This is a genomic window from Saccharopolyspora sp. NPDC045839 (assembly GCF_056431645.1).
Genome location: NZ_JBWKKH010000036.1, coordinates 77,051 through 101,470, shown reverse-complemented (window position 1 = coordinate 101,470; position 24,420 = coordinate 77,051). Strand labels below are relative to the sequence as shown.

The window sequence follows — 24,420 nt, the reverse complement described above, 5'->3', positions numbered from 1 at the left end:
GCCGACAGATCGAAACCAAGACAACCCACAGGCGTCAGCGCGAAACCGAGTCAGACGCCCCGGACGATCACCACCCACATCATCACTGCGCGAAACCGGCGCGGCCACGCGTGCCGAACGCCGGTTTCGCGCGAAAACGCCGCCGGGGACGCGCTCCTGGGTGACGCGGGGCCGACGGCGCGGCGGGGCACACCGCGCCGCCGGCGGCTCTTACTCGGTCAGGCTTCCGCCGTCGGCGACCACACGGCCGTTGTGGATCACCGTGCGGTCGCGGCCGCGGTCCATCACGGTCGAGGTCACGGTTTCGCCGTCGACGAGCAGCAGATCGCCCTGGTCGCCGACGGCGAGGCCCGGGCGGTCGGCGACCGACGCGACGCGCGGCAGCGAGCGGTCGAGGATCGACGCACCGCCGCGGGAGGCCACCGCGTAGCAGTGCTCGATGAGCTCGTCGGCGCGGAACTGGTTGGTGAACGCGAGCTGCCACGTGCGGTCGAGCATGTCGGCGTTGCCGTACGGCGACCAGTAGTCGCGCTGGCCGTCCTCGCCGAGCCCGACGCGGACACCGGCGGCGGTGAGCTCGGCCAGCGGCAGCGAGTGGTGCCGCGCGGGCGCGACGGTGGCCATCGAGATGTCGAGCTCGGCGAACTCCGCGATCAGCCGCCGGGTGGTGGCCTCGGAAACGCTGCCGAGGCCGTAGGCGTGGGAGATCGTCACCTGCCCCGCCATGCCGAGCGCGCGGGTGCGCTCCAGGATCAGGTCGGTCGAGAACACCCCGAGCTCGCCGGGCTCGTGCAGGTGGACGTCGATCGGCGCCTGGTGCTTCTCCGCCAGCCCGAACAGGACGTCCAGGTGGCGCACCGGATCCCGGTCGAGCGTGCACGGGTCGATGCCGCCGACCACGGCGGCGCCCGACGAAAGCGCCTCGTCGATCAGCGGCGGCACGCCCTCCTCCCGCAGCAGGCCGGCCTGCGGGAACGCGATGATCTCGACGTCGCAGCGGTCGCGGTGCGCTTCCTTCGCGGCCAGCACGCCCTCGAACCGCTCCAGCTTGCAGTCCGCGTCGATCTGCGCGTAGCTGCGCACGCGGGTCGTGCCCTGCTCGATCATGCGGCGGAGCGTGTAGGTGGCGCGTTCGGCGACGCTCCACTCGGCGTCGCGCCAGTTCTCGCGGTCGTTCATGACCATCGGCCAGATGCCCGGGCCGGCGGTGTGCGGGCGGAACGGCAGGCCGATCCGGGTCGAGTCGAGGTGGCAGTGCACGTCGGAGAACGACGGCAGGGCGAGCCGTCCGCGGCCGTCGACCGCGTCGGCGCGGTCGGCGGCCGCGGCGTGCGGGGTGATGGCGGTGATCCGCCCGTCCTGGATCTCGATGTCCGAGGGTTCGCCGCCCCACGGACGCACGTTGGTGATCAGCATTGGCTCTCCGTCGGTCACGTCTCGGGCAGTACGTCGGCGAGGCTGGCCAGCGAGGGCGCCCGGCCCAGCTCGATGTGCGAGAACGCGAGTGCCGCCGCCAGATCGGCGTTGCCCGCGTAGATGGCTTGGCAGATGTCCTTGTGCTCGGCGCACTGGACGCGCATGTCGCGATCCGAGGTCATGGTGAACAGCCACTGCATCAGCCCGAGCGAGGGCTTGAGCGCGTTCTCCAGCATCCGGTTCCCGGTCATCGCGACGATCTCGGCGTGCAACGCGGTGTTGGCGGCCGGGATCTCGTCGGCGTCGCCGCGTCGCGTCGCGTCCTCGGCGGCGTCCATGAGCTCCCGCAGCCGCGTTCCGCCGCCGCCCGCCGCAACGGCTTCGGCGGCCCGGCGCGCCGCCATCACCTCCAGGCTCAGCCGCAGGTCGAAGAGCTCGTCGACGTCCTTGAGCGTGAGGGCGCGGACGGTGGCGCCGCGGCGGGGCGACGCCACGACGAAGCCGTCGGCTTCGAGCCGCGCCAGCGCCTCGCGCACCGGGATGCGGGAGATGCTGAGGGCCTCGGAGAGATCGCGCTCGCGAAGCCGGTCGCCGGGCGCGTACTCACCCGCGAAGATCCGGCGGCGGATCTCGTCCGCGGCGCGGACCGCGGTGGACGGCCCGAGGTCCGGACCTTGGCGGCGATCGGTGGCAGCTGGACCGGTCATGGGCCGACCCTACGCGCGGTGACGCGGACCCGGCCCCGACACGTACCGGGGCGAAACGCCACCCCGGTGGTCGGCGGTTTCAATTGAAACCTCCGCCGGGAGCGCCAGGTGACCGCAGTTTCAATTGAAACTGTCATCCCACCGGATCCCCGGTCGGTTCGGGCGTGAACGCCGGGTACGTCGGCGGGAACAGCTCCGCGGCCGGCCGCCGCCGCACATCGCGCTCGGAGTAGGCCTCGCGCATCTTCTCGAACAGCAGTTGCGCGCGTTTCCGCAGGTCTTCGAGGTCGACGCCGGGGATGCGGGAGTCCGCCAGGACGGTCCGGCCCGCGACGACCGAGTGCGTCGCCTGCCGCGCGGTTCCGTTGAGCAGGAAGGTGCGCACCGGGTCGTCCAGCACGCCGTCGCGGATGTCGTCGATGCGGAACGCCACCACGTCGGCCTGCGCGCCCGGCTCCAGCCGGCCGAGGTCGCCGCGACCCAGCGCCCGGGCGCCGCCGAGGGTGGCGGCGTCGAGGTAGTCCTCGGCAGGCGCGGCGTCGAGCCGGTCTTCCAGGACCTTCGCCAGGTGGATGCCGACGTCCATGCCCCGGATCAGGTCCGGCGGGAAGGAGTCGGTGCCCAGGCACAGGTTGATGCCCGCGTCCCGGTACGTGCCGAAGGTGTGCAGCACCTTCCCGTAGCGCAGGGACGTCTGCGGGCAGTGCACGATCGACACGTCCGCCGCCGCGAGCTTCGCGAGGTCGCCCCGGTCTTCGCCGTGGACGTCGGGGTGCCGGTCGGTGACCAGGCCGTGCGGCACGAGCAGGTGGGTGTCGAGGAGCCCGGTGCGTTCGAGCATCTCCAGCGGCGTGACGCCGTGCTGGCGCTCGACGAGGTCGCGTTCGAGCAGGCCCTGCAGGCAGTGCAGCCGCACGATCGCGTCGCGCTGCCGGGCGGTGGCGGCGGTCTCGCGCATGAGCTCTTCGGTGATCGTTTCGATGCGGCAGGGCAGGAGCACGCCGGTCACCAGCGGGTCGGCGAGCCCGGCGGCGTGGTCGAGGAACCGCACCGCGTCCTGCAGCCCGGCGCGCCCGCGTTCCTCGTCGAACGCCACGTCTCGACCGCCCTCGGGCAGCGCGACGTTCACGCCCGAGCGGTAGGCGGGCCCGAGGTAGGCGCGCAGGCCCAGCTTGCGCGAGGTCTCGGTCATGGTGACGAGCTCGTCGTAGGGCTCGGCCCACGAGCTGTGGATCTCCGAGGCGATCGGCATGTACGTGGTGATGCCGTGCAGGGCGAGCTGCACCAGAGCGTACTCGCGGATCGTCGCGCGTTCTTCGGGGGTGAACACGTCGCGGCGGCGGTGCTGGAAGTAGTCCAGCGACCACTGGAGCCCGTCGGCCCGCTCCGGCGTCGGCCAGGCGTCGAGCACCAGGTGGTCGATGTCGGTGAGGGCGTCCAGGTCGATGAGGCCGGGCAGCACCAGCGATTCGCCGAGGTCGAGTTCGGCGTCGACGGGCCCGTCGACGCCGTGGCCGACGTGGACGATCACGTCGTCCTCCCAGACCACTTCGCCGTCGCGCAGGAGCGCGTGGTGTCCGTCCTGGTGGGCGAGGATGTGGCTGGCCCGCCAACGCGTGCGCATGGGATCTCCTCGGGCTCGGTTCTCGGTGGCCTGGAAGTGCCCCGACACTAGCATTTGGCATACCAAGTGCGAACGGTCTTTTTAGATGGAGCTGACCGAACGGGGCGGCCACGGGGCGTTCCGTAGCGATAAAGGCCTAGCTAGATCGGTTAATGTTAAGCCGAGGTAACTCTTCGCTCGTCCGATCTGGCCATTCCGGGAACAGCTCTCTACCCTCCCGTCGGTATACCAGCTAGGCCCGACCGGTCCAATTCACGGACCGTGCCCTGGAGGCAGCCATGGACCAAAGCACCGGCACGACGTCCGCGACGGAGCAACCGATCACCCGTGCGAACTGGATAACCGCGATCGTGCTGTCCACCGTGATCTCGGTGGTCTCGGTGCTGATCGGCGAGTACAAGTTCCAGGTCGGGCCGGCCGCGATCGCGCTGTTCCCGATCATCTGGGCGGTGCTGATCGGCGCGATCATCGGCGTCCAGCGCTGGCGACCGGTCTCCGGCGCCACGCGCTCGGTGGCGACCGTGATGCTGGAGATCAGCATCCTGCTGTTCCTGGCGAAGCTCGGCACCGAGATCGGCCCCTCGCTGGCGAAGTTCCAGAACCTGGGCCCGGCCATCCTGCTGCAGGAGGTCGGCCACATCTTCGGGACGGTCCTGCTCGCGCTGCCGGTCGCGGTGGCGCTGGGTCTCGGGCGGGCGGCCATCGGGGCCACCTGGTCGATCGACCGCGAGTCCTACCTGGCGTTCGCGATCGAGCGCTTCGGCGTCCGGTCGCCGGAATACCGGGGCGTGTTCTCTGTCTGGCTGATCGGATCGGTCTTCGGCGCCCTGTACGTCTCGCTGCTCTCGGGCTTCATGGGCGGCCTGGGCATCTTCCACCCGCTCGCGCTCGCCCTGGGGCTCGGCCTGGGCTCGGGCTCGATGATGCTGGGCGGCGTCGGCGCGCTGTCGCTGATCTACCCGGAGCAGGCCGCGGAGATCGCCGCCCTGGCGGCGCTGTCCAACCTGGTCACCAACATCGTCGGCTTCTACTCGGGCGTCTTCCTGGCGCTGCCGTTGTGCCGCCGGCTCTACGCCTTCTGGAGCCGCGTGTTCGGCCGCGACGACGAGGGCAACTCGCGCCGCGCCGCCGCCAAGCCGAAGAAGCAGAAGAAGCAGCAGGTGCTTGAGGTCGTGCAGGACCCCGAGGTCAAGCTCACCCCGAGCCTGACGCTGCTGTCCTACGTCGTCGTCGGGGCCGGCGGGCTGCTGGCCAGCGCGATCGGCACGCGTTCCTTCGAGATCAAGGACGCGGTGGGCATCGTCGTGCTGCTCGTCCTCACGTGGGTGTGCGTCCGGCTGGCGAAGCTGGTGCCGATGGTCCCGGCCAGCGTCTTCGTGCTCGGCATCGGCACGCTGCTGTCGGCGAACTTCCTCCCGACCGGCCCGCTGGTGGCGGACCTGATGGAGAACATGAAGGTGATGCTGATCGGCCTCCCGGGCCTGGCCCTGATCGGCCTGACACTGGGCCGCGACATCCAGGCGCTGCGCCAGCTGAGCTGGAAGGTCGTCCTGGTCGCACTGCTGACCTACTCGTCCTCGTTCCTCGCGGCGGCGGCGCTGGGCCAGACGGTCCTCCACCTCTGACCACAGAGGACAGAGCAAGTCGCCCCCGGGGTCGTGGGCGTTTTGGACTGCTATGGCGGACCAAAGCACTCACGACCCCGGCGTCTTTGTGCCGGCGGGTCCCGTATGGCGATCGGGACCGCCGGGCATCTGTCCGTGGCGACCATCCCCACTCCGGGCGACGGCGTGGACGTCATCAGCGCATTGGCCGCCGCGGTCGCGTGCGTCGGCGTGGGGACGTTGTTCGCGATGCTCGTCGTCGTCATGCGAAGCCTCCTGCGCAAGGCGACGGATCTGCAGTCGGAGATCGCCGAGGTGATCTGATGGCGATCATCGTCGACCTCGACGTCCAGCTCGCCAAGCGCGGCATGTCGGTCGGCGAATTCGCCGCCGCCGTCGGCATCACGCCCGCCAACATCGCGGTGCTGAAGAACGGCCGCGCGAAGGCGGTCCGGTTCACGACGCTCGACGCGATCTGCCGCACGCTCGAATGCCAGCCCGGCGACGTGCTCCGCTGGGTTCCCGACGGCAGCTAGAAGCGGAATCCACCGGGAATCGTAGTTCCGCCGAACCAGGCCGCCGGCCGACCGGTCGCTAGCCGCTGGTTTCGTGCCGGAGGATCGCGACGTATTCGTGCTCTTCCCGCAGCAGCGCGTGCAAGCCCGGGCTCGGCGAGAGGGGCAGCTCGCGATCCCCCGCGACGATTCCGCTCAGCGCCAGGCCGGTTCCGGTCAGCAGCAGCGCGAGATCCGCGGGCGTGTAGCAGCGCAGGTGCTGGCTGATCTTGCGGTCGGGACGGGCGGCTTCCCACCAGGTATCGGTGGCGGTGCAGGTGACCGGGTCGAAACTCGTCCGCTCGCGGAGTTCGTAGTGGTAGCCCGCCGCGGGATCGGGCATCCGGTGTTCCTCGTCGCCGTCCCAGCCGGCCCAGACGAAGGGGTTGAACACGTCGATCATCGCGGTGCCGCCCGGCCGCAGCCACTCCGACGCGATCCGCGTCAGGAGGCGGTGCTGATCGGCGTCGGAGCCGACGCCGAAGCCGTTCCAGTAGCTGATCACGTCGAACCGCTCGTCCAGCCGCACCTGGAAGAAGTCGGCCTTGTGCACGGTCAGCGAACCCGGCGCGACGTCCGCGACCAGCGCGTCGGCGGAGTCCGCGCGATCGCTGATCTCGACCGCGGTCACCGCGTACCCGGCCCGGGCGGTCGCCGCGGCCGTCGTTCCGTAGCCCGACCCGAGTTCCAGGACCCGCTCCGCCGGGCCGCCGTGGCGGCGCAGCAGGCGAACGCGGCGATGGTCCCGCTCGGTGACCTTCGCGTCGGCCTTCGCCCACCAGGATCCGGTCCTGGAATAGAACTCCCGCACCCAGTCCACGCGCTCAGCCAAGCACGGAACCCCCGGTCGGGCCAGGGACTTTGCGGCCGCCGGTCACGGCCGGGGGCGGATTTCCCTTCACCGGGCCGAAAGCAGCAGCGACATCCCGACACCGCCGGCGGCGGGGCTGGTCAGTGGTCGGTCGTTGGCTCGGTGTGGGCGGTGCGCTGGTAGGTCAGGCCGGTGATGGTCTCGCCGCTGGGTGCGCGTTGCGGGCTCGGGCCGTCGACCAGCCGGAATCCGGCTCGCGCCAGCGTGCGCTGGGAGGCGGTGTTGTCCTGTTCGGTGCGGGCGCGCAGCGTGGTGATGCCCCGGGTTGGCGCCCAGGTGGCGATGAGGCCCACCGTTCGCTGGACGACGCCGAGGCCGCGGGCGTGCGGAGCGAGCCAGAAGCCGACTTCGGCGCTCTGGCCCTGGACGTCGAACAGGGTGATCGAGCCGAGGAAGCGGTCGTCGGCGGCGTTGGCGATGGCCAGCACGGCGAGGTTCCCGCTGCTGAGGCCGTCGGCGATGACGCCGCGGATCTGCTCGCGCACCAGTTGCGGGGTGTAGTGCGGGCTGGGCAGGTGCGCGAATCGGCGCACAGCCGTGTCGGCGGTGGCGGCGGCGAAGTCCTCGGCGTCGCCGTCGGTGAGGTGCCGGACGGTCACGGTGCCGTCGGTCAGTCCGGACTCGGGAAGGGCCAGGGACACGCTTACCTCCGATTCGGGAACGATGTGCACAACTCTAGAACATTGTTCGAGTACTGGTTCGACGTACTAGTGTGGGCGGTGAGGAGCGGGGGGTGTCGATGGGCGAGCAGGTCGCCAGTGTGTGGTTCCGGGAGTCGCGCCCGGCGCGGGAGGCGCCGCTGACGCGGTCGCGGATCGTGGCCGAGGCGGTGGCGTTGCTGGATGCCGAGGGGGCCGACCGGTTGACGATGCGGCGGCTGGCGGGTCGTCTCGGCAGTGGGGCGACCACCCTGTACTGGCACGTCGACACCAAGGACGACGTGCTGGACCTGGCGTTGGACGCGGTGTTCGCCGAGGTCGACCTGGCCCCGGGCGCGGCGGGGTGGCGGGGCGAGCTGGTGCGGCTGCTCACCGACTGGCGTGCGATGCTGCTGCGCCATCCGTGGTCGGCCGTGCTGCTGGGGCGGCGACCGCTGATGGGTCCCAACGCGCTGGCCTGCACCGAATACCTGCACGCGCTGCTCGTGGACGCGGGATTGCGCGCGCCGGAGCTGATGGCTTCGGCTTATGCGCTGTCCAACTACGTCATCGGGTGCGCGACCAACCAGGTCGGCTGGCGCACGCAGGACGAGCCTGCGGTGCGACGGGCGGCCCACGAGCACCTGCGCGGCAACGCCGAGCGCTACCCCACCCTGGCAGCGCACATGGACGTGCTCGACGCGGACTGGGACAGCAGTTTCCGCCGCGGCCTGGAGTACCTGCTCGACGGGATAACAGCCCGCCTGGGGTGAGGCGCACCGGGTGGTCGAAGCACTTGCTGATGTGGTCGGTGGTGATCACCTGGTCGCCTCGGGTGCGACCCAGCGGCGCGACCGATCGCAAAGAGGTGTTTGCAAATGGTTCTTTGCGGTCGTACGTCGACGAAAGGACTTCCCCGGCCCGGGAACGGGCCAGGGAAGTCCTATGAGGACGATCAGCCGACGTAGTCCGCGAGGTGCTCGCCGGTGAGGGTGGCGCGAGCGGCGACCAGGTCGGCGGGCGTGCCCTCGAAGACGAGCCGGCCGCCGTCGTGGCCGGCACCGGGACCGAGGTCGATGATCCAGTCGGCGTGCGCCATGACCGCCTGGTGGTGCTCGATGACGATCACCGACTTGCCGGCGTCGACGAGCCGGTCGAGCAGGCCGAGCAGCTGCTCGACGTCGGCGAGGTGCAGGCCGGTGGTCGGCTCGTCGAGCACGTAGACGCCGCCCTTCTCCGCCATGTGCGTGGCCAGCTTGAGCCGCTGCCGCTCGCCGCCGGAGAGCGTGGTGAGCGGCTGGCCGAGGCGGAGGTAGCCGAGCCCGACGTCGACCAGCCGGTCGAGGATCTTGTGCGCGGCCGGGAGGCGCGCCTCGCCTTCGGCGAAGAACTCCTCGGCCTCCGCCACCGACATCGCGAGCACCTCGCTGATGTCCTTACCGCCGAAGTGGTGCTCCAGCACCGATGCCTGGAACCGCTTCCCCTCGCACTCCTCGCAGGGGGTCTCGATGCCGGCCATCATCGCCAGGTCGGTGTAGATGACACCGGCGCCGTTGCAGTTGGGGCAGGCGCCCTCGGAGTTGGCGCTGAACAGCGTCGGCTTCACGCCGTTGGCCTTCGCGAACGCCTTGCGGATCGGTTCGAGCAGCCCGGTGTAGGTCGCCGGGTTGCTCCGCCGCGAACCGCGGATCGGGGTCTGGTCGACCGCCACCACGCCGTCGCGCCCGGACACCGAGCCGTGGATCAGCGAGCTCTTGCCCGAGCCCGCGACCCCGGTGACGGCGACCAGCACGCCGAGCGGGATGTCGACGTCGATGCCCTGCAGGTTGTGGGTGCCGGCGCCGCGCACCTCGAGCGCCCCCGACGGCTTCCGGACCGACGGTTTCAGCGACGCGCGGTCGTCCAGGTGCTGCCCGGTGAGCGTGCCGCCTGCCCGTAGTCCCTCGACGGTGCCCTCGAACACCACCTCGCCGCCCTTGGTGCCCGCCCCCGGGCCGAGGTCGACGACGTGGTCGGCGATCGCGATCGCCTCCGGCTTGTGCTCCACGACCAGCACGGTGTTGCCCTTGTCGCGCAGCCGCTGCAGCAGGGTGTTCATCCGCTGGATGTCGTGGGGGTGCAGCCCGATCGTCGGCTCGTCGAAGACGTAGGTGACGTCGGTGAGCGACGACCCGAGGTGCCGGATCATCTTGGTGCGCTGCGCCTCGCCGCCCGAGAGCGTGCCGGTCGGGCGGTCGAGGCTGAGGTAGCCGAGCCCGATCTCGACGAACGAGTCGAGGGTGTCCTGGAGCGCCTTCAGCAGCGGCGCCACGGACGGCTCGGCCAGCTCCCGCACCCACTCGGTGAGGTCGCTGATCTGCATCGCGCAGGCGTCGGCGATGTTCATCCGCCCGATCTTCGACGACCGGGCCGTCTCGCTGAGCCGGGTGCCGTCGCAGTCGGGGCAGGTGGTGAAGGTGACCGCCCGCTCCACGAACGCGCGGATGTGCGGCTGCATCGACTCCTTGTCCTTGGACAGGAACGACTTCTGGATCTTCGGGATCAGCCCCTCGTAGGTGAGGTTCACGCCCTCGACCTTCACCTTGGTCGGCTCCCGGTAGAGGAAGTCCTGCATCTCCTTCTTGGTGAACTTGCGGATCGGCTTGTGCGGGTCGAGGAAGCCCGACTCGGCGTAGGTCCGCACGGTCCACCAGCTGTCCGACTTCCAGCCGGGGATGGTGAACGCGCCCTCGGCGATCGACTTGGAGTCGTCGTAGAGCTGGGTGAGGTCGATGTCGTTGATCGTGCCCCGGCCTTCGCAGCGCGGGCACATGCCGCCGGTGACGCTGAAGCTGCGGCGTTCCTTGATGGTCCGTCCGGCGCGTTCCATCGTGACCGCGCCCGCGCCGCTGATCGAGGCGACGTTGAAGGAGAACGCCTGGGGCGAGCCGATGTGCGGCTTCCCGAGCCGGCTGAAGAGGATGCGCAGCATCGCGTTGACGTCGGTGGCGGTGCCGACGGTGGAGCGCGGGTCGGAGCCCATCCGCTGCTGGTCGACGATGATCGCGGTCGTCAGGCCTTCGAGCACGTCGACCTCGGGGCGGGCCAGCGTCGGCATGAAGCCCTGCAGGAAGGCGCTGTAGGTCTCGTTGATCAGCCGCTGCGACTCGGCGGCGATCGTGTTGAACACCAGCGAGCTCTTGCCCGAGCCGGAGACGCCGGTGAACACCGTCAGCCGGCGCTTCGGGATCTCGATGCTGACGTCCTTGAGGTTGTTCACGCGCGCTCCGTGCACGCGGATCAGCTCGTGGCTGTCGGCGGCGTGCGGCGCAGGCGACTGCGCGTCCTTCCTCGTGGCCTTGCTCATCGTGTCTCCATCTCGTCGGGCGGGGGCCGCGTTCGCGGTCTCCCTCGGCGTCGCCTGGCTCGATCCGATCAGCGTCGAGTCCGGAAGTGGGTGCGGTCCGACCTGCGGTGTCGTTCGGGGTGGCGCGGCCCGGCCGCGCTCGGCGCGAGGTCCGGTGCCGGCGTCTCAGGCCGGGTGCGGCGCGGCGCCGGTGGCCACCGGGAGGTCGCCGCCGGCGCCGCGCGCGGGCTCCTCCACGGTATCGTCCGCGCAGGTCATGGCCGGAGGCTCAGCGCTGTTCCTGGATGCGGACCATGTTGCCGGCGGGGTCGCGGAAGGCGCAGTCGCGGACGCCGTAGGGCTGCTCGGTCGGCTCCTGGACGACCTCGGCGTCGCCGGCCTGCAGCCGCTCGAAGGTGCCGTCGAGGTCCTTGGTGGCCAGCACGATGATCCCGTACGTGCCCTTGGCCATCATCTCGGAGATGGTGCGGCGCTCGTCGTCGGTGATGCCGGGGCTGGCGGCCGGCGGGAACAGCACGATGGAGGTGCCGGGCTGGCCGGGAGGACCGACGGTGATCCAGTGCATCCCGCCGTATTCGACGTCGTTGCGGACCTCGAAGCCGAGGGCGTCGCGGTAGAAGGCCAGCGACGCGTTCGGGTCCTCGTGCGGGAGGAAGGTCGAGTGAATGCTGATGTCCATGCCGGTCAGGCTATGTGCGGCCAGGTGACCGCGCTTCTCGATTCCTGATCGGTCTGGTCACCTGCTTCGCCACGCACGACGGCATCCCGGCGGTGGCGCGCGCGGCCTCGTTCCGGTAGGCGCTGGGCGGCATGCCGACCAGCTCGGTGAAGCGGGTGCTGAAGGTGCCCAGCGACGAGCAGCCGACCGCGAAGCAGACCTCGGTGACGCTGAGATCGCCGCGCCGCAGCAGCGCCATGGCGCGCTCGATGCGCCGTGTCATCAGGTAGCCGTAGGGCGACTCCCCGTAGGCGAGCCGGAACTGGCGGCTGAGGTGCCCGGCGGACATGTGCGCGTCGCGGGCGAGCGCCTCGACGTCCAGCGGCTGCGCGTACTCCCGGTCGATCCGGTCGCGAACGCGACGGAGCCGGGCGAGGTCGCTCAAGCGCTGAGCCTCGGATGGTCTGCTGGTCACCTGCGGAATCGTGCCACACGCGACGCCGGGCGGAGCAACGCGAACGCGGTGCGTCAGCGGTCCTCGAACCACGGGTTGGCAGCGGTGCCCTTGGCTTCGACGAGCTTGGTGCGCCCATTGCGGCAGAAGGAGAAGTCCCTGCTCCTGAACGGGCTTCCGAACGCGGCGACCGCTTGGACGTGGACCGGGGTGTACTCGCCGACCCCCACGCCATCGGCGTCGAGAGTTCTCGCTTCCGACCGGCCGAAGTAGGACGTCCATTCGGTCGAGAACTCTTCGCTGTTCTCGGCACGAACGGTGAACGCGACGGCGAAAGCACCATCGTTGCGGACCGTGACCGACTGGTAGCACGGTTCGAGCAGAGCGCTGGGGTCATCGAGTTTCACCGCCGCCTGAGCGGAAACGCCCGTAGCCATCGGCACAGCGGCGGCCAAGGCGGTGGTGGCACCTATCAACCCGCGATGCAGAGCATGCATGACAAAGCTCCTTAAGCCTGGGGAATGCTCGGGAACACGGCGGAGTCAACTGATCCCCGAAGGCCGCGACAACGAAGACGAGGTGCTTTCACCCAATAGTCCAACGTCGTCACCTGTCCGAGCAGCCCACGAGGCCGGCACCGGCCGGATGTTCCCATGATCGTGTTGCCGGAGTCGTCGGATCGAGGTGCGAGGACGCCGCCGCCCCGAAGGACGAGCCTGCGTCGTCTACCTGGCGAACCTGAAGGCCGGCGAAGCCGAGGGGCACGTGAATCACCACAGCTCGGGCTCTCGCCCGGAATCCCACATGGCGAAGAACTCTTGCGGCCCGGCAGCTACGACGAGCTGGACGAGAACAGGCCCCTACCCGGTGAGATCCCGGGTAGGGGCCTGTTCGTTGTGCGCGGGCTTAGTGCTGCAACTGCGGTCAGCGGTGACACCAACGACGCATCAGCGATTACAAGCGCCGGGGCCGGCCACCCGCCCGCGGGGTGGTCACGGCGTTGCGCCCTCCCAACTGCGGTGCTTGTTACTCGGGGACCCGCAATTCGGTATTGCCGTTGTAGAACATGCATTCCCCGTTGGGGAAGAAGGTCGCCCTGAACACCTCGCAATTGTGGGCTTGTTCATCTCCGGTTCCGGGCCATGTCGCAACAACGGTGTAGGACGCCTGCGCGGCGGCCTTGGGCGCGACGGCCTCGGTGACCGGACTGGCCGAGGCCGGTCCCGCCATGAAAACCGCAGCGCCGAATGCGACCAGGGCAACGCCGAAACCGGCGGCACGCCTACGAAACATCAAGAGTCTCCACTAGCACCAGGGGTCAACCTTCGCTTTCACCGAAACCGTAGCAATTTCGATGCGGAACATGCCGACGGAAAGCGTTCTCGGGCAACGGGTTCGCCCGAAGTGCTCTCCCGGACGGGCTGACGACCGGCGACGACAACACCATGCTCGCCCAAGCCATTCCAAACGGCGCGACTACCCGCCCACCTGATTGCCGCGGCCGAAAACCCCGGCTGGCCAACAAAGGCGGCGCTCGTCCTCAGCCGCGCCAGACCGGACGGGCTGAATTCCGATGCGATCGCCGAGGCGGTACAGGCACTGGCCGAGGCGGAACCCGAGCGGTGCCGTGGCCTGGTGTTCTACCAGGGGACGGGTTGTCCATGGCGTGCCGTCGACCGTCCCGCCGGATGCGTACACGGCCACGTCAGTGTTTCCGTTGCCGTTACAGACCCGAGCCTCTGCCGAAGGGGCGGGAATGGGCTAGGCGATGGCGGTGCGGCGCTTGCAGGCGTCCAGGGCCCACTGCTGGGGGCCGTAGTTGTCGCGGAAGATCCGGTAGCAGCCTGTGAGGGTGTCCTCGTGGCAGGCGAACGTCGCGAGGTGTTCGTTGGCGCCATGTTCGACGGCATAGTCGATGCAGCCATCGACGCTGGCCCGGGCAGCGGGTGCGACCCCCAACGTGGTGGCCAGTACGGCCAGTGCCGGCATGAACCGGACAAGAATGCGAACCACGGTTAGTGTTCTCCCTCCTGGATCCTGTGTTCTTGCAGGAAACGAGATAACCGGCGGAGCACCGAATCGGCACCTAACAGCCACCCCTATCCCGCCGCCAGGTCGAGATATTCACCGTAGGGACGGTCACCCGGACCGCACCCCAAGACACACCGTGATCAGGCCGTGGGCGCCGCAGCCCACGTGGCTCGGCGGATCCTGCAAGGACGTGGGGACAGTGGGGTTCGAGGCGCAGGTGCTCGGCCTTGAACGCGATGTCGCGGCGGGCGACTCGGCCGTGGGGTGCTGTGTTCACGACACGACCAGAAGCGGAGACAGATTCACAATTTTGCTACCGCCTTCTCCGTTCAGACGCCCTAGTGTGTTCTACCGGGTGAACCTCGGTTCGTTGCGCTGATCCGCCGGCGTGGAACTGACCTTGATCGCATAATCTTGCCGACGTCACGCACGGAGTGGCAATTCACGCACGGCCGATAACTGGTTGCGCCAGGTTGCGGCCAGCCTTATCCGAGAAGGGGATCAAACGAAGTGAGTTCGTTCAGTCCTTTCATTTCCCGCATGGCAGTCGTCGGAACCGCCGCTGTTTCGTTGGCCGCGACGGTGGCACTGCCTGCTGTTGCTGCGACGTCCGCGGAACAGAACACTGCCACCCCGGCCCCGAACGCGATGTGCCTGGATTCCACGGGTAGCCGCACCAACGGCGTCAATCCGCACCTCTGGGGATGCCGTGACAACCACGCCAACCAGATGTTCGTGATCGACGGCGCCCAGATCAAGCTTGCCAACACCATCGGCACGAGCAACGAGCTGTGCCTGGACACCACGCACAGCCGCAGCAACGGCGCCAAGCCGCACATGTGGCGATGCGTCAACAACCACAAGAATCAGAAATGGGTCGTGCGCAACGGCCAACTCGTCGTCGAGGACACCATGGGCACGAGCAACGAGATGTGCCTGGACACCACACACGGCCGCGCCAACGGCACCAAGCCGCATCTTTGGCGATGCAACGACAATCACCCCAACCAGAAGTGGGTTGTTCAGAGCGGCCAGATCAAGGTCAAGGACACACTCTGACAAGAGGAAACTCAAGAACCGCGCCGGCGTTCACCTTGCCGGGGTTCATTAATTGAGCTCCCGGGTGGCGAGAGGATTGGTGACAGAGCGGTTCGGGTCGGAGATCGCTACCCGAGCCGAACCGCTCGTCACTGCGAGGGTGCTGGGAGTGGAGGGTAGGGCCTCCAACAGGACACGGCCCGAGATAACCCGCTCGATGAACCCCATCAAGTCATCCGCGTTGAATGCCCACAACATCTCCAACTGCGCCGAATTCTTCGTTAATTGGGCAGGTGAGACCCCGCGGATGCCCGTTGGGCACAGGTGCGGGACATCATCGGCGGCCCGGAACCGATTTCGGATGGGCTGAGTTCCGATGCGATCGCCGCGGCGGTGCGCGCACTGGCCGAGGCGGAACCCGAGCGGTGGGCGGCGGTCGCCGCAGCCCGCGACGGGGAGCATGCTCCCATTTTGCTCCCTTCGGGGGGATCCGAAGGGAGCGCCAAGATCATCGATTTGGCGTCCCGCCGCAGGTCAGCAGGCTGACCGTGCTTGCGCCCCCGGCAGGATTCGAACCTGCGACACCCGCTTTAGGAGAGCGGTGCTCTATCCCCTGAGCTACGAGGGCTTGGTCTTCGACCTCACTCGGAGCGTACCTGGCTCGCCGGGGTCGTCTGACACCCGGTTGGCGTCCCCTGCGTCCCGCCTGTCGCAGGCTTCCGTCGCGTATCGTCGGGTGATCGTTACCGTTCGGCGCCACTGGGGTGGGTATGGGCAACGAGAACAGCGGTCCGGTGCGCAACCTCGTGCAGGCCGGGGCCATCCACGGCGACGTGCACTTCCACGAGCAGCAAGCGCCGGAGGCGCCCGGGCAGCTGTTGCCGGAGCCGGTCAACTTCGTCGACCGGGAGCCGGAGCGCGAGGCGCTCGACGCGCTGCTCGCCGAGGCGCGCGGGGCTCGGGCCGGGTGCGCCGTGATCAGCGGGATCCGCGGGGTCGGCAAGAGCGCCCTGGGTACTTACTGGTCGCACCGGGTGATCGACTCGTTCGAGCACGGCCAGGTTCGGTTCGACTTCGGGCTCGGCCAGCGGTCGCTCGGTGAGGCCGCCGAGCACTGCTTGCGTTCCCTCGGCGTGGCCGGGGACCGGATTCCGCTGTCGGACGACGACAAGATCGCCCTGCTGCGCACCAAGACCAAAGGCCGGAAGCTGCTGTTCTTCTTCGACAACGTGGGCGATCTCGCGCACGTTGCGAAGCTGCTGCCCGCCTCGGCGGAGAGCGTGGTGCTCTGCACGAGCCACCACGACGCCGCAGACCTGGTGCTGGACGGCGTTCGGCCCATTCGCCTGACCGCGCTCGAACCCGGGCATGCCCTCGACTACCTGCGGCGCAGTGGTCTGGGAGAGCGGATCGACGCCGATCCGGTCGCTGCCGCGGAGCTCGTGGACCGGTGCGGCAAGCTGCCTCACGTCCTCCGCCTGGTGGCCGGGATGCTCCGGCGCCGGACGTCCTGGAGCATCGCCCGGGCGGTGCGGGAACTGTCCGACAAGCGGAGGCGGCGCGATCACCTCCACGAGGCGTTCGCGGCGCTCGACCTGGCGGTCGAGCAGCTCTCGAGGGCCGAAGCGGAGCTTTATGCGTGGCTGGGGGTGTTCCCCGGGGCGGTGTTCTCGGCGGGGGCGGTGGCGGCGTTAGCCGATCTCGCCGAGTTCGATGCCGAATCCCGTCTCGCCGAGCTGCACAGGACTTGTCTGGTGGAAGAGAACGACCAAGAGCAGTTCCTCCTTCACGATCTCGTGGGAGAACACGCCTCCGAAGCCGCTCGGGCGCTTGGCGCCGCGAAGCGCGACGACGCGTTGCGGCGCCTCGTCGGGTGGTACCGGCGGCAGGGCGCGTTCGCCGATCGGATGGTGATGGAACCCAGCCGGCTCCGCGTCGTGGACGACGAGGTCGACGGGGAGAACCCGTTCGGCACGCGGGAAGAAGCGCTGGAATGGTTGGAGCGCGAGCGCGTCAACATCCTCGGCATGGTGCGACTGGCCGGCGAAAGCGATTTGCACGTCGACGTGATCGCGCTCTGCGACGGTCCGCTGTGGGCGTTGCACAACCAGCACAAGCACTACTCCGACACGTTGCCTGCGCTGGCATCGGCCATCGAGTCCGCGGCGGCGATCGAGGACCCCGTTGCGGAAGCGCGGATGCGGAGCCTGCGCGGTCAGCTGCTGATGGAGTGCGGCGAACTCGACGAGGCGCACGAGGAGTGCGCGAAGGCGGTCGCCGCTGCCGAGCAGGCCGGGCACCGGCGAATCCTTGCCTCCGCGCTGGAGTTCCAGGGCAAGGTGCTGCATGCGCGCGACGAATTCGCCGAGGCCATCGGGAACTTCGAGCGGGCGCGGCGGCTCAACGAGGAGCTGGGGCGGCGTCGCGGCATGGCGCTGCAGGAATACCTGACGGGCAAGTCGCTGTCCGGGCTCGGTCGGCACGATGAGGCCCTGGCCTTGCTGCGGACCGCCCTGGACCGGCTCGCGGAATTCCCCGAGGACAAGCGGACTCCCGGCCGGATCGGGGTCGCGACGGCTCGGGCGCACCAGGCGCTCGGGCAGCACGAGCAGGCCGTTTCGGTGCTGCGCGAGGTCATCGCAGCGACGCGGGAACGGCAGGCCTCCTTCGACCTCGCCGAGCCGTTGGAGCTGCTCGCCGACTCGCTCGCCGCGACCGGGCAGCCGGGTTCGCGGGAATGCCTGGCGGAAGCACTGGAGATCTACGATCGGGCGGAGAGCCCGAAGGCGGAGCGGGTGGCCCACAAGCTCGGTCGTGAGTGATCGTTCCGGTTCTTGCCGGAACAGCTCACGAGTGGAACAGGTCGACCGGTGCCGGCCGGGCGGGCCACGGCGGCTCCGGGAGGTCCAGCTGCCGGTAGATCAGGCCGCGCAGCCGTTCGCAGGCGCGGTCTTGGAAGGCCAGGTCCGCGAGCTGCTGGTGGTCGGGGACCGGTCGCGCCGCGTCGATCTGCGCCCGCAAATCTCCGGTCGTGTCGAGGCGCTTCGCCCGCTCGCCCAGCAGCGCCATCGGGGAGCCGGGCACCACCTCGTCGGTGCCGAAAGCCGCTAGCAGCAGCGGTTTTCCCAGCGCTGCGGCGTAGCACGACAGCGAGCCGTGATCCGCGATCACCACGTCCGCGGCGATCAGCGCGGCCTGCCACTTGCGCAGCCTGGGCACCAGGACGAGCCCGTCGCTCAGGGCGGTCTGCAACCAGGTCCGGATCTGCAGGCCCTCGTGCCTGCTCCAAATGTTCGGGTGCAGCACCAGGGCGACCTGGTAATCGGCGGGCAACGCGGCGACCAATTCCCGGGCCAGCCCGCCCTGCCTGCCGAACAGCGAATGCGGGCCCCAGGTCGAGGCGAGGACCACGAGTTTTCGCCGGCCGGTGCCGAGGGCCGCGCGGTAGTGCTCGCGCATCGGCAGGCTGACCTGCAGCCGTGCGAAGCAGGGATCGCCGATCACCTCGGCGCGCGCGACCGCCTCCGGGCAGTCGCGCCGCAGCGCGACCAGCTGGCTCGGGTGGGAGAGGCCGACGACCGCCGGAACCACCCGGCCACCGTGCATCAGCTGCGCTGCGGACAAGCCCGAAACTTCCTCCGCCACACCGGATTCCGTGGCGCGGAGCTTGTGGTGCCCGGCGCCGTGCGGCAGCGTCAGCACCGGCATCTCCAGCTCGTGCAGCCGGCCATTGCCGCTCGGCGAGATCGCGAGGTCGAAGTCCTTGCCGACGACCTGGTCCCAATCCGCGACCCGGGCCTGCGAGCGGTGCAGCTGGTCGGTGAGGTTCGCGGCGAACTCCGAACCCGCCGCCACCGCGAAGCGCGTCTCCACCCGCATGTCGTCGGCGAGCACCGGGAGCACGTCCAGCAGGCGGTCCAGCGTCGTCAGGGTTCGCACGACGCCGAGCACTCGGCGCTCCACCGGCGCGGTGTCCCAGCGCTCCGCCCGCTGCGGCTCAGCGGGCGACATGGCCCACCACCGGGCTTCCGGGCTTCCGGGCTTCCGGGCTTCCGGGCTTCCGGGCTTCCGGGCTTCCGGGCTTCCGGGCTTCCGGTGTTGATTCTACTTTGCTGCGCAGGGGAAAACCGTCGATCGGAGATCGCAGCGCGGTGGACATGGCGATCGATCCTAATCGAGCCGGGTGCGCCTCAGCTCGTGGTCGAGCTGTCCGCGGTCGGCCGGTCCCCATCGATCTCCCACCGGTTGCGCCCGGCCCGCTTCGCCCGGTACAGCGCGATGTCGGCGGCGGCGAACAGGTGCTCCAGGTTCGCCGGGCCCGCGGCGACGCCGATGCTCACCGTCGGCGCCTTGGTGAGCCGCCCGAGCACCAGCCGCCAGTCGTGCCGTTGCACCGCGGCTCGGATCCGCTCGGCGACGATCGGCCCGGCGTCGCGGGACTCCTCCGAGGCGTCGACGAGCAGCACCACGAACTCGTCGCCCGCCCAGCGGCAGATGAGGTCGTCGCCGCGGCATTCGCGGCGCAGCAGGTTCGCGACCTCTTGGAGCACCACGTCGCCCGCGGTGTGCCCGGCGAGGTCGTTGACGTCCTTGAACCAGTCCACGTCCAGCAACAACAGCCACGGCACCCGGCCGGCGGCCGCGGTGCTCTCCAGCAGCACGGGTGCGCGCCGCTCCAGGCCGAGGCGGTTGGTGAGGCCGGTCAGCGGGTCGCGCAGCGCGGCTTCGCGGGCGGCCACCGCCATGCGCTGCGCCTGCACCGCCACCCGGCGCTGCTCCAACGCCTGCCCCAGCCCCTCCTGCAGCACGTCCACCGCCGTGCTGCTCGCGGCGACCGTTCGCCGCAGCGCGGCGGACTCGCCGACCGGGTCGGACAGCTCCTCGCAGATCGCCGCGAGGTCGAGGGAGAACTGCATCATCAGCATGGTGTCGCGGATCGTTTCGGCGCCTTCCAGGGCACGGCTGGCGAACGTGCGGGCCTCCTCCAGCCGGTTCTGCTCGCGGCGCACCGCCGCAAGCACCCAGTTCGCCAACGCCGTGGTGAACCAGTCGTCGGCGCCGCGCCCTAGCGCGAGCGCCTCCAGGGCGGTCCGCTCGGCGGCGTCCGTCTCTCCGACCCCGGCCAGCGCCCGCGCGAACCCGGCCAGCGAGGAGCGCTTCACCTGCCCTGGCTTGGCCAGCTCCTGCGACTCGTCGAACAGGTCGCGGGCCAGCTCGAACTGCGCCCTGCTGGTCTCGTCGGGGTGGGTCACGGCGCGGAACACCCGCGCGTTGCCCTCCCGGCTCAGGCAGTGCGCCAGCGCCGCCTGGTCGTCGGAGTCGCGCGCGATCTGCACCGACAGCGTCATCAGCTCCAGCGCCGGGCCGCGGTGGCCGATGGTCTCCAGCAGGTAGCCGAGCATGCTGATGGTGTGCGCGGCCGCGGGGCCTTCCGGGCGGTCGACGTCGAGATCGGTCCAGCCCTCGGCGATCAGTTCCAGGGCGAGCGGGATGCGTCCCAGCCGCCATGCCAGCGACGCCCGGTGCACCAGCACGGTCGGGCGGTTCCAGTGCTCGCCGACGTCGCTGGTCCCGGCTTTGATCAGCTCGTCGAACGCCGCATTCGCCTCGGCGAAGCGGCCGGAGTCCAGCAACAGCCGCACGTGGCGGTCGTGGGCCGGCAGGTGGCCGACCATCAGCGGATCATCCTGCAGCACCGCGTCCTCGCAGGAGCGCAACTTGTAGTGGAACCGCGTGCCGGAGCGGTTTCGTGCCGTCCAGGCTACCGGCTGCGACCTTGTCCGTACTTGTCGTAGTGCACGACCTGTTCCAGCGGCAACCGCTGTCGCCAGCCGTGCCGCTCCAGGTCCGGCGTGTCGGCCAGGGAGCGCACCGGCCCTACGCACAACCATGCCACCGGACGCACTCCCTGCGGAATGCCCAGCAGCCGGCGGAGGAACTCCTCGCGGTAGAAGCTGACCCAGCCGACGCCCAGGCCCTCGGCGGTGGCGGCCAGCCACAGGTTCTGGATGGCCAGGCACACGGAGTACAGCCCGGCGTCGGCGATCGCGTGGCGGCCGAGCACCTGCGGTGCGCCGCGGTTCGGGTCGTAGGTGACGGCGATGCCCAGCGACGATTCCACGATGCCCTCGACCTTGATCTTGCCGAAGGTCTCGGCGCGTTCCCCGTCGAGCTGGGCGGCGAAGACGCTGCGCTCGGCCAGCACGTGTTCGCGGAAGGCGCGGCGGGTGGCGTCGTCGCGGACCAGGACGAAGTCCCACGGTTGGGACAGTCCGACGCTGGGCGCGCTGTGCGCGGCGGTCAGGACGCGGCGCAGCACCGGTTCGGGGAGCTCGCCGCCGGTGAACTCCCGGCGCACGTCGCGGCGGCGGTTGATCACGTCGTAGAGGTCGGCGGCGGGGGCGGTGTCGGTCAACTTGGAAGCTCGTCCGGCGATCGTCATCGCCGACCATCCTGCCGCTGGCGCCGAGGGTCGCGGGGCGAGGGGCACCGGCGGAGGGTTTTGCCTGCTCAGGTGTCGTGAGCGTTGTGGAGCGCTCTGGCGATCCACAACGCTCACGAGCATCTACCTGGGCAAATGGTTCATTTCCGGCCGTTCGCGGGGTAAGGCAGCAGGGCCATCTCGCGGGCGTTCTTGATCGCCCGCGCCACCTCGCGCTGCTCCTGCGTGGTCAGGCCGGTGACGCGACGGGAGCGGATCTTGCCCCGGTCGGAGATGAACTTCCGCAGCAGCGCGGTGTCCTTCCAGTCCACCTGGACGACGCCTTCGCGCTGGAGCAGGTTCGGCTTGCGGCGCACGCTGCGCCGGTCGTTGTGCACCACGGCTCACCAACTCGACTTCGTCACGCCGGGCAGCTCGCCCGAGTGCGCCAGCTCGCGCAGTCGCACCCGGGAGACGCCGAACTTGCGGAAGTAGCCGCGCGGACGCCCGTCGACGGCGTCCCGGTTGCGTAGGCGAACCGGGCTCGCATCGCGCGGCTGGCGCTGCAGCTCGCGCTGAGCGGCAACGCGTTCCCCGGGGCTGCTGCCGGGCGCGATGATGATCTGCTTCAGCTCGGCCCGCCGCTGCGCGTACCGGGCGACGATCTCGCGACGCTGCTCGTTGCGCGCGATCTTGGACTTCTTGGCCATTCGGCCGTTCCTTTCACTGCTCGAAGCTCGTGAGCGGCAGTTCCGGCAAGAACCGGAACCAACGCTCACGAGCAGGTGCATGGACACGAAGATCGGCAGCGGGGCGTGCTCGACCGCGACTCTCGCCAAGCAAGCGGCGAAGCCGCTTCCCGCACCGCGACGCAAATGGAGCCTCGAAACCCGAATTCAGCGTTCTTCGCGGAATTCGACGTGCTTGCGGGCCACCGGGTCGTACTTGCGCAGGACCAGGCGGTCCGGGTTGTTCCGGCGGTTCTTGGTGGTCACGTACGTGAAGCCGGTGCCTGCGGTGGATCGCAGCTTGACCACCGGGCGGACGTCGGTGCTCTTGGCCATCAGACGCGTTCCCCTCGCGCTCGCATCGCGGCCACCACGGCCTCGATGCCCTGCTTCTCGATCGTCTTCATCCCCTTCGTCGACACCCGCAGCCGGATCCAGCGGCCTTCGGATGGCAGCCAGTAGCGCTTCCGCTGCACGTTGGGCAGCCAGCGGCGGCGGGTGCGGTGGTGGGAGTGGGAGACCTGGTTGCCGTAGCCGGGTTTCTTCCCGGTCACCTGGCAGCGGACGGACATGACCTTCCTCTCGATAATGACATCCATTTTCATTTTGCTGCCGTCGAGGGTAGCGTGTGTCCGCGTCAGATGAAAACCGTTGTCGATTGAGGTGGGGATGGGAACCGAGTCGTCCGCGAACCGGCGGACTCCGCTGATCATGGTGGCCGGTATCCGCGCGGAACAGGTCGCGGCGGCGGCCGGAGCGGCGTGGCGGGAAGACCCGGCGGGCTCCGCGCTCGTGCACCACGACCTGCGCGAAGTCACCCAGGGCGTGGTCCGGCGCCTGGTCCGGCACGGAGACGCCGAGACCACCGAGGTGCTGGAGCTGGCGCACGGCTGCGTGTCCTGCACCCTGCGCCTCGACATGCTGCCGCTGCTGCGCAGGCTGTCCGCCGCGCCTGACGTGACCCGGATCGTCGTGCGGCTCGATCCGGCGCTGGAACCCGAAACGATCTGCTGGGCGCTGCAGAACGTCCTGGTGGACGACCGCCCGCTGGTCGACGACGTCGAGGTCCGGGCCGTCGTCACCACCGTCGACCTGGCCACCTGGCTGGCCGACGCGACCGGTGAGGAGGAGCTCGTCGAGCGCGGCCTCGGCGGCAGCGCGGACGACGAGCGCACCGTCGCCCAGGTCGCGGTGGGGCAGGTCGAGTTCGCCGACGCCATCGTGCTCGCCGGCCGCTCCGGCGACCGGTGGAACCGGGTGCGCACCGAGGAGGTGATCGCCCGGCTCACGCCCAACGCCCCCGCCGCGCACCTGGACGACCTGGACGTTTCCGTGCTCCTGGCGAAGGTGCCCGCCGACGCGCGCCGTGGTGCGGTCGACGGGCCGCAGGGCCGGTTGCTGCGCGGCCAGCCGTCGCTGGACACCGACGCGGGAGTGTCGGTGGTGCTGTTCGAGGAGCGGCGGCCGTTCCACCCGGAGCGGCTGCACGAGGCGATCGACGTGCTGCTGGACGGCGTGGTGCGCACCCGCGGCCGGGTCTGGGTGGCCAGCCGGCCGGACGTCGCGCTGTGGCTGGAGTCGGCCGGCGGCGGACTCGGCGTCGCGCACGCCGGGCCGTGGCTGGCCGCGCTGGAGCCCGGCGACTGGGCGGACGTCTCGGCCGAGCGGCAGGTCAGGGCCTCGCTGACCTGGGACGACTACTACGGCGACCGGATGCAGGAGCTGGTCGTGATCGTCCACGAGGCCGATCCGCGGGACATCGTCCACGCACTGCGCCGCGCCCTGCTCACCGACGACGAGCTCGCCGCGGGAGAGCGGGCTTGGGCGAGCTACGACGACCCGTTCGGCGAGTGGCACACGGATCCGTGCGGGGACGACCCGGCGGAGACCACCGCCGACGCCACCGGCGAGACCGGCAGCCGCTAGCGGCCTCGGGAGCGAGGGCGATTTCGCGCGAAATCGCCACTCCCCACGCGGGCCGGATGTCGATTTCGCGCGAAATCGCCCGCACCCCGCATGGGGCTCGTGCCGCGGGGGACCAGTTTCGAACGACCTTGGAGGAGAAGTCGTGAAACCCGGGATCCATCCCGAATACCGGCCGGTCGTGTTCCAGGACCGCACCACCGGGGACCGCTTCCTGACCCGCTCCACCGCCACGTCCGACGTTCGGACGGAGTGGGCGGACGGCAACACGTACCCGCTGATCGTGATCGACGTGACCGCCTACTCGCACCCGTTCTGGACCGGCAACCAGCGGGTGCTCGACACCCAGGGCCGGGTCGAGAAGTTCCGCCGCCGCTACGGCGACCGAATCCGCTGATCACAGCCGT

At 69.8% G+C, this 24,420-nt stretch carries 26 protein-coding genes and 1 tRNA gene; 8 read left to right on the top strand and 19 right to left on the bottom strand.

What is annotated here, in order from left to right:
* Positions 1 to 210: 210 nt before the first annotated feature.
* From AC07EQ_RS35630 to AC07EQ_RS35620, 3 genes are all read right to left on the bottom strand, one after another.
* Positions 211 to 1,416 (bottom strand): amidohydrolase, encoded by a 1,206-nt coding sequence (locus AC07EQ_RS35630; RefSeq protein ID WP_478392207.1) that lies wholly within the window; start codon positions 1,414 to 1,416, stop codon positions 211 to 213.
* 14 nt (positions 1,417 to 1,430) lie between these two features.
* Positions 1,431 to 2,123: a GntR family transcriptional regulator gene (locus AC07EQ_RS35625; protein WP_478392206.1), complete on the bottom strand. Its 693-nt coding sequence runs from the start codon at positions 2,121 to 2,123 to the stop codon at positions 1,431 to 1,433.
* A 133-nt stretch (positions 2,124 to 2,256) separates the two neighbouring features.
* Positions 2,257 to 3,747, bottom strand: a complete 1,491-nt coding sequence (locus tag AC07EQ_RS35620) for a chlorohydrolase family protein (RefSeq protein WP_478392205.1) — start codon at positions 3,745 to 3,747, stop codon at positions 2,257 to 2,259.
* 278 nt (positions 3,748 to 4,025) lie between these two features.
* Here AC07EQ_RS35620 and AC07EQ_RS35615 point away from each other — a divergent pair, with 278 nt between their 5' ends.
* The 3 genes from AC07EQ_RS35615 to AC07EQ_RS35605 all read left to right on the top strand — a co-directional run bounded on the left by AC07EQ_RS35615 (position 4,026) and on the right by AC07EQ_RS35605 (position 5,887).
* Positions 4,026 to 5,372, top strand: a complete 1,347-nt coding sequence (locus tag AC07EQ_RS35615; protein ID WP_478392204.1) for a DUF3100 domain-containing protein — start codon at positions 4,026 to 4,028, stop codon at positions 5,370 to 5,372.
* A gap of 105 nt (positions 5,373 to 5,477) precedes the next feature.
* On the top strand, positions 5,478 to 5,675 hold the full coding sequence (locus tag AC07EQ_RS35610; RefSeq protein WP_478392203.1) for a hypothetical protein: 198 nt from the start codon (positions 5,478 to 5,480) through the stop codon (positions 5,673 to 5,675).
* Entirely contained in the window at positions 5,675 to 5,887 is a 213-nt protein-coding gene (locus AC07EQ_RS35605; protein ID WP_132488543.1) for a helix-turn-helix domain-containing protein, read from the top strand. Before AC07EQ_RS35610 ends, AC07EQ_RS35605 begins: the two co-directional genes overlap by 1 nt.
* Positions 5,888 to 5,945: 58 nt before the next feature.
* Here the strand turns inward: AC07EQ_RS35605 and AC07EQ_RS35600 are convergent, their stop codons facing one another.
* Together AC07EQ_RS35600 and AC07EQ_RS35595 are read right to left on the bottom strand one after the other, a co-directional pair.
* The gene (locus AC07EQ_RS35600; protein ID WP_478392202.1) at positions 5,946 to 6,737 is read right to left on the bottom strand and encodes a methyltransferase domain-containing protein; all 792 of its coding nucleotides are present in this window, start codon (positions 6,735 to 6,737) and stop codon (positions 5,946 to 5,948) included.
* A 119-nt stretch (positions 6,738 to 6,856) separates the two neighbouring features.
* Entirely contained in the window at positions 6,857 to 7,417 is a 561-nt protein-coding gene (locus AC07EQ_RS35595) for a GNAT family N-acetyltransferase (protein ID WP_478392201.1), read from the bottom strand.
* A gap of 98 nt (positions 7,418 to 7,515) precedes the next feature.
* Here AC07EQ_RS35595 and AC07EQ_RS35590 point away from each other — a divergent pair, with 98 nt between their 5' ends.
* Complete coding sequence (locus AC07EQ_RS35590; protein ID WP_397526017.1) at positions 7,516 to 8,187, top strand: TetR/AcrR family transcriptional regulator; 672 nt, start codon at positions 7,516 to 7,518, stop codon at positions 8,185 to 8,187.
* Positions 8,188 to 8,369: 182 nt separating this feature from the next.
* On the opposite strand, the gene AC07EQ_RS35585 is transcribed toward AC07EQ_RS35590, so the two are convergent.
* From AC07EQ_RS35585 to AC07EQ_RS35560, 6 genes are all read right to left on the bottom strand, one after another.
* Positions 8,370 to 10,760: an ATP-binding cassette domain-containing protein gene (locus tag AC07EQ_RS35585; RefSeq protein WP_478392200.1), complete on the bottom strand. Its 2,391-nt coding sequence runs from the start codon at positions 10,758 to 10,760 to the stop codon at positions 8,370 to 8,372.
* Between the two features lie 268 nt (positions 10,761 to 11,028).
* A complete protein-coding gene (locus AC07EQ_RS35580) occupies positions 11,029 to 11,439 on the bottom strand; it encodes a VOC family protein (protein WP_478392199.1) in 411 nt (136 codons plus the stop codon).
* Between the two features lie 10 nt (positions 11,440 to 11,449).
* Positions 11,450 to 11,893, bottom strand: a complete 444-nt coding sequence (locus AC07EQ_RS35575; RefSeq protein ID WP_132488557.1) for a helix-turn-helix transcriptional regulator — start codon at positions 11,891 to 11,893, stop codon at positions 11,450 to 11,452.
* Positions 11,894 to 11,946: 53 nt separating this feature from the next.
* Positions 11,947 to 12,369 carry a hypothetical protein gene (locus AC07EQ_RS35570; RefSeq protein ID WP_478392198.1) on the bottom strand — a complete coding sequence of 141 codons (423 nt, stop codon included), beginning with the start codon at positions 12,367 to 12,369 and terminating at the stop codon, positions 11,947 to 11,949.
* 529 nt (positions 12,370 to 12,898) lie between these two features.
* Entirely contained in the window at positions 12,899 to 13,165 is a 267-nt protein-coding gene (locus AC07EQ_RS35565) for a hypothetical protein (RefSeq protein WP_478392197.1), read from the bottom strand.
* A gap of 468 nt (positions 13,166 to 13,633) precedes the next feature.
* Positions 13,634 to 13,885 carry a hypothetical protein gene (locus tag AC07EQ_RS35560; RefSeq protein ID WP_478392196.1) on the bottom strand — a complete coding sequence of 84 codons (252 nt, stop codon included), beginning with the start codon at positions 13,883 to 13,885 and terminating at the stop codon, positions 13,634 to 13,636.
* 558 nt (positions 13,886 to 14,443) lie between these two features.
* Between AC07EQ_RS35560 and AC07EQ_RS35555 the strand changes: the two genes are divergently transcribed.
* Entirely contained in the window at positions 14,444 to 14,962 is a 519-nt protein-coding gene (locus AC07EQ_RS35555) for an RICIN domain-containing protein (protein ID WP_478392195.1), read from the top strand.
* Between the two features lie 534 nt (positions 14,963 to 15,496).
* Here AC07EQ_RS35555 and AC07EQ_RS35550 read toward each other — a convergent pair.
* Positions 15,497 to 15,569 (bottom strand) — tRNA-Arg (locus tag AC07EQ_RS35550).
* Between the two features lie 142 nt (positions 15,570 to 15,711).
* Between AC07EQ_RS35550 and AC07EQ_RS35545 the strand changes: the two genes are divergently transcribed.
* Positions 15,712 to 17,763: a hypothetical protein gene (locus AC07EQ_RS35545; RefSeq protein WP_478392194.1), complete on the top strand. Its 2,052-nt coding sequence runs from the start codon at positions 15,712 to 15,714 to the stop codon at positions 17,761 to 17,763.
* 25 nt (positions 17,764 to 17,788) lie between these two features.
* Here the strand turns inward: AC07EQ_RS35545 and AC07EQ_RS35540 are convergent, their stop codons facing one another.
* The 7 genes from AC07EQ_RS35540 to rpmB all read right to left on the bottom strand — a co-directional run bounded on the left by AC07EQ_RS35540 (position 17,789) and on the right by rpmB (position 22,662).
* Positions 17,789 to 18,952 (bottom strand): hypothetical protein, encoded by a 1,164-nt coding sequence (locus AC07EQ_RS35540; RefSeq protein ID WP_478392193.1) that lies wholly within the window; start codon positions 18,950 to 18,952, stop codon positions 17,789 to 17,791.
* 179 nt (positions 18,953 to 19,131) lie between these two features.
* The gene (locus tag AC07EQ_RS35535; protein WP_478392212.1) at positions 19,132 to 20,616 is read right to left on the bottom strand and encodes a GGDEF domain-containing protein; all 1,485 of its coding nucleotides are present in this window, start codon (positions 20,614 to 20,616) and stop codon (positions 19,132 to 19,134) included.
* Positions 20,617 to 20,702: 86 nt separating this feature from the next.
* The gene (gene bluB / locus AC07EQ_RS35530) at positions 20,703 to 21,383 is read right to left on the bottom strand and encodes a 5,6-dimethylbenzimidazole synthase (RefSeq protein ID WP_478392192.1); all 681 of its coding nucleotides are present in this window, start codon (positions 21,381 to 21,383) and stop codon (positions 20,703 to 20,705) included.
* Positions 21,384 to 21,523: 140 nt separating this feature from the next.
* Positions 21,524 to 21,763: a 30S ribosomal protein S18 gene (gene rpsR, locus AC07EQ_RS35525; protein ID WP_132492930.1), complete on the bottom strand. Its 240-nt coding sequence runs from the start codon at positions 21,761 to 21,763 to the stop codon at positions 21,524 to 21,526.
* A 3-nt stretch (positions 21,764 to 21,766) separates the two neighbouring features.
* On the bottom strand, positions 21,767 to 22,072 hold the full coding sequence (rpsN, locus tag AC07EQ_RS35520) for a 30S ribosomal protein S14 (protein ID WP_478392191.1): 306 nt from the start codon (positions 22,070 to 22,072) through the stop codon (positions 21,767 to 21,769).
* A 186-nt stretch (positions 22,073 to 22,258) separates the two neighbouring features.
* The gene (gene rpmG, locus AC07EQ_RS35515) at positions 22,259 to 22,426 is read right to left on the bottom strand and encodes a 50S ribosomal protein L33 (protein ID WP_132492926.1); all 168 of its coding nucleotides are present in this window, start codon (positions 22,424 to 22,426) and stop codon (positions 22,259 to 22,261) included.
* Positions 22,426 to 22,662, bottom strand: coding sequence for a 50S ribosomal protein L28 (rpmB, locus tag AC07EQ_RS35510; RefSeq protein ID WP_358578807.1), 237 nt, complete (start codon positions 22,660 to 22,662; stop codon positions 22,426 to 22,428). The genes rpmG and rpmB overlap by 1 nt, the downstream gene beginning before the upstream one ends.
* A 97-nt stretch (positions 22,663 to 22,759) precedes the next feature.
* Between rpmB and mrf the strand changes: the two genes are divergently transcribed.
* Both mrf and AC07EQ_RS35500 read left to right on the top strand, forming a co-directional pair.
* Positions 22,760 to 24,016, top strand: a complete 1,257-nt coding sequence (gene mrf / locus AC07EQ_RS35505; protein ID WP_478392190.1) for a ribosome hibernation factor-recruiting GTPase MRF — start codon at positions 22,760 to 22,762, stop codon at positions 24,014 to 24,016.
* Between the two features lie 142 nt (positions 24,017 to 24,158).
* A complete protein-coding gene (locus tag AC07EQ_RS35500; protein WP_132492920.1) occupies positions 24,159 to 24,410 on the top strand; it encodes a type B 50S ribosomal protein L31 in 252 nt (83 codons plus the stop codon).
* Positions 24,411 to 24,420: the final 10 nt, after the last annotated feature.

Coding starts and splice junctions, on each gene's coding strand:
- AC07EQ_RS35630 (WP_478392207.1), bottom strand. CDS start 1,416: ATGCTGATCACCAACGTGCGTCCGTGGGGCGGCGAACCCTCGGACATC.
- AC07EQ_RS35625 (WP_478392206.1), bottom strand. CDS start 2,123: ATGACCGGTCCAGCTGCCACCGATCGCCGCCAAGGTCCGGACCTCGGG.
- AC07EQ_RS35620 (WP_478392205.1), bottom strand. CDS start 3,747: ATGCGCACGCGTTGGCGGGCCAGCCACATCCTCGCCCACCAGGACGGA.
- AC07EQ_RS35615 (WP_478392204.1), top strand. CDS start 4,026: ATGGACCAAAGCACCGGCACGACGTCCGCGACGGAGCAACCGATCACC.
- AC07EQ_RS35610 (WP_478392203.1), top strand. CDS start 5,478: ATGGCGATCGGGACCGCCGGGCATCTGTCCGTGGCGACCATCCCCACT.
- AC07EQ_RS35605 (WP_132488543.1), top strand. CDS start 5,675: ATGGCGATCATCGTCGACCTCGACGTCCAGCTCGCCAAGCGCGGCATG.
- AC07EQ_RS35590 (WP_397526017.1), top strand. CDS start 7,516: ATGGGCGAGCAGGTCGCCAGTGTGTGGTTCCGGGAGTCGCGCCCGGCG.
- AC07EQ_RS35585 (WP_478392200.1), bottom strand. CDS start 10,760: ATGAGCAAGGCCACGAGGAAGGACGCGCAGTCGCCTGCGCCGCACGCC.
- AC07EQ_RS35580 (WP_478392199.1), bottom strand. CDS start 11,439: ATGGACATCAGCATTCACTCGACCTTCCTCCCGCACGAGGACCCGAAC.
- AC07EQ_RS35570 (WP_478392198.1), bottom strand. CDS start 12,369: ATGCATGCTCTGCATCGCGGGTTGATAGGTGCCACCACCGCCTTGGCC.
- AC07EQ_RS35565 (WP_478392197.1), bottom strand. CDS start 13,165: ATGTTTCGTAGGCGTGCCGCCGGTTTCGGCGTTGCCCTGGTCGCATTC.
- AC07EQ_RS35555 (WP_478392195.1), top strand. CDS start 14,444: ATGGCAGTCGTCGGAACCGCCGCTGTTTCGTTGGCCGCGACGGTGGCA.
- AC07EQ_RS35545 (WP_478392194.1), top strand. CDS start 15,712: ATGGGCAACGAGAACAGCGGTCCGGTGCGCAACCTCGTGCAGGCCGGG.
- AC07EQ_RS35540 (WP_478392193.1), bottom strand. CDS start 18,952: ATGTCGCCCGCTGAGCCGCAGCGGGCGGAGCGCTGGGACACCGCGCCG.
- AC07EQ_RS35535 (WP_478392212.1), bottom strand. CDS start 20,616: ATGGTCGGCCACCTGCCGGCCCACGACCGCCACGTGCGGCTGTTGCTG.
- bluB (WP_478392192.1), bottom strand. CDS start 21,383: ATGACGATCGCCGGACGAGCTTCCAAGTTGACCGACACCGCCCCCGCC.
- rpsN (WP_478392191.1), bottom strand. CDS start 22,072: ATGGCCAAGAAGTCCAAGATCGCGCGCAACGAGCAGCGTCGCGAGATC.
- rpmG (WP_132492926.1), bottom strand. CDS start 22,426: ATGGCCAAGAGCACCGACGTCCGCCCGGTGGTCAAGCTGCGATCCACC.
- rpmB (WP_358578807.1), bottom strand. CDS start 22,662: ATGTCCGTCCGCTGCCAGGTGACCGGGAAGAAACCCGGCTACGGCAAC.
- mrf (WP_478392190.1), top strand. CDS start 22,760: ATGGGAACCGAGTCGTCCGCGAACCGGCGGACTCCGCTGATCATGGTG.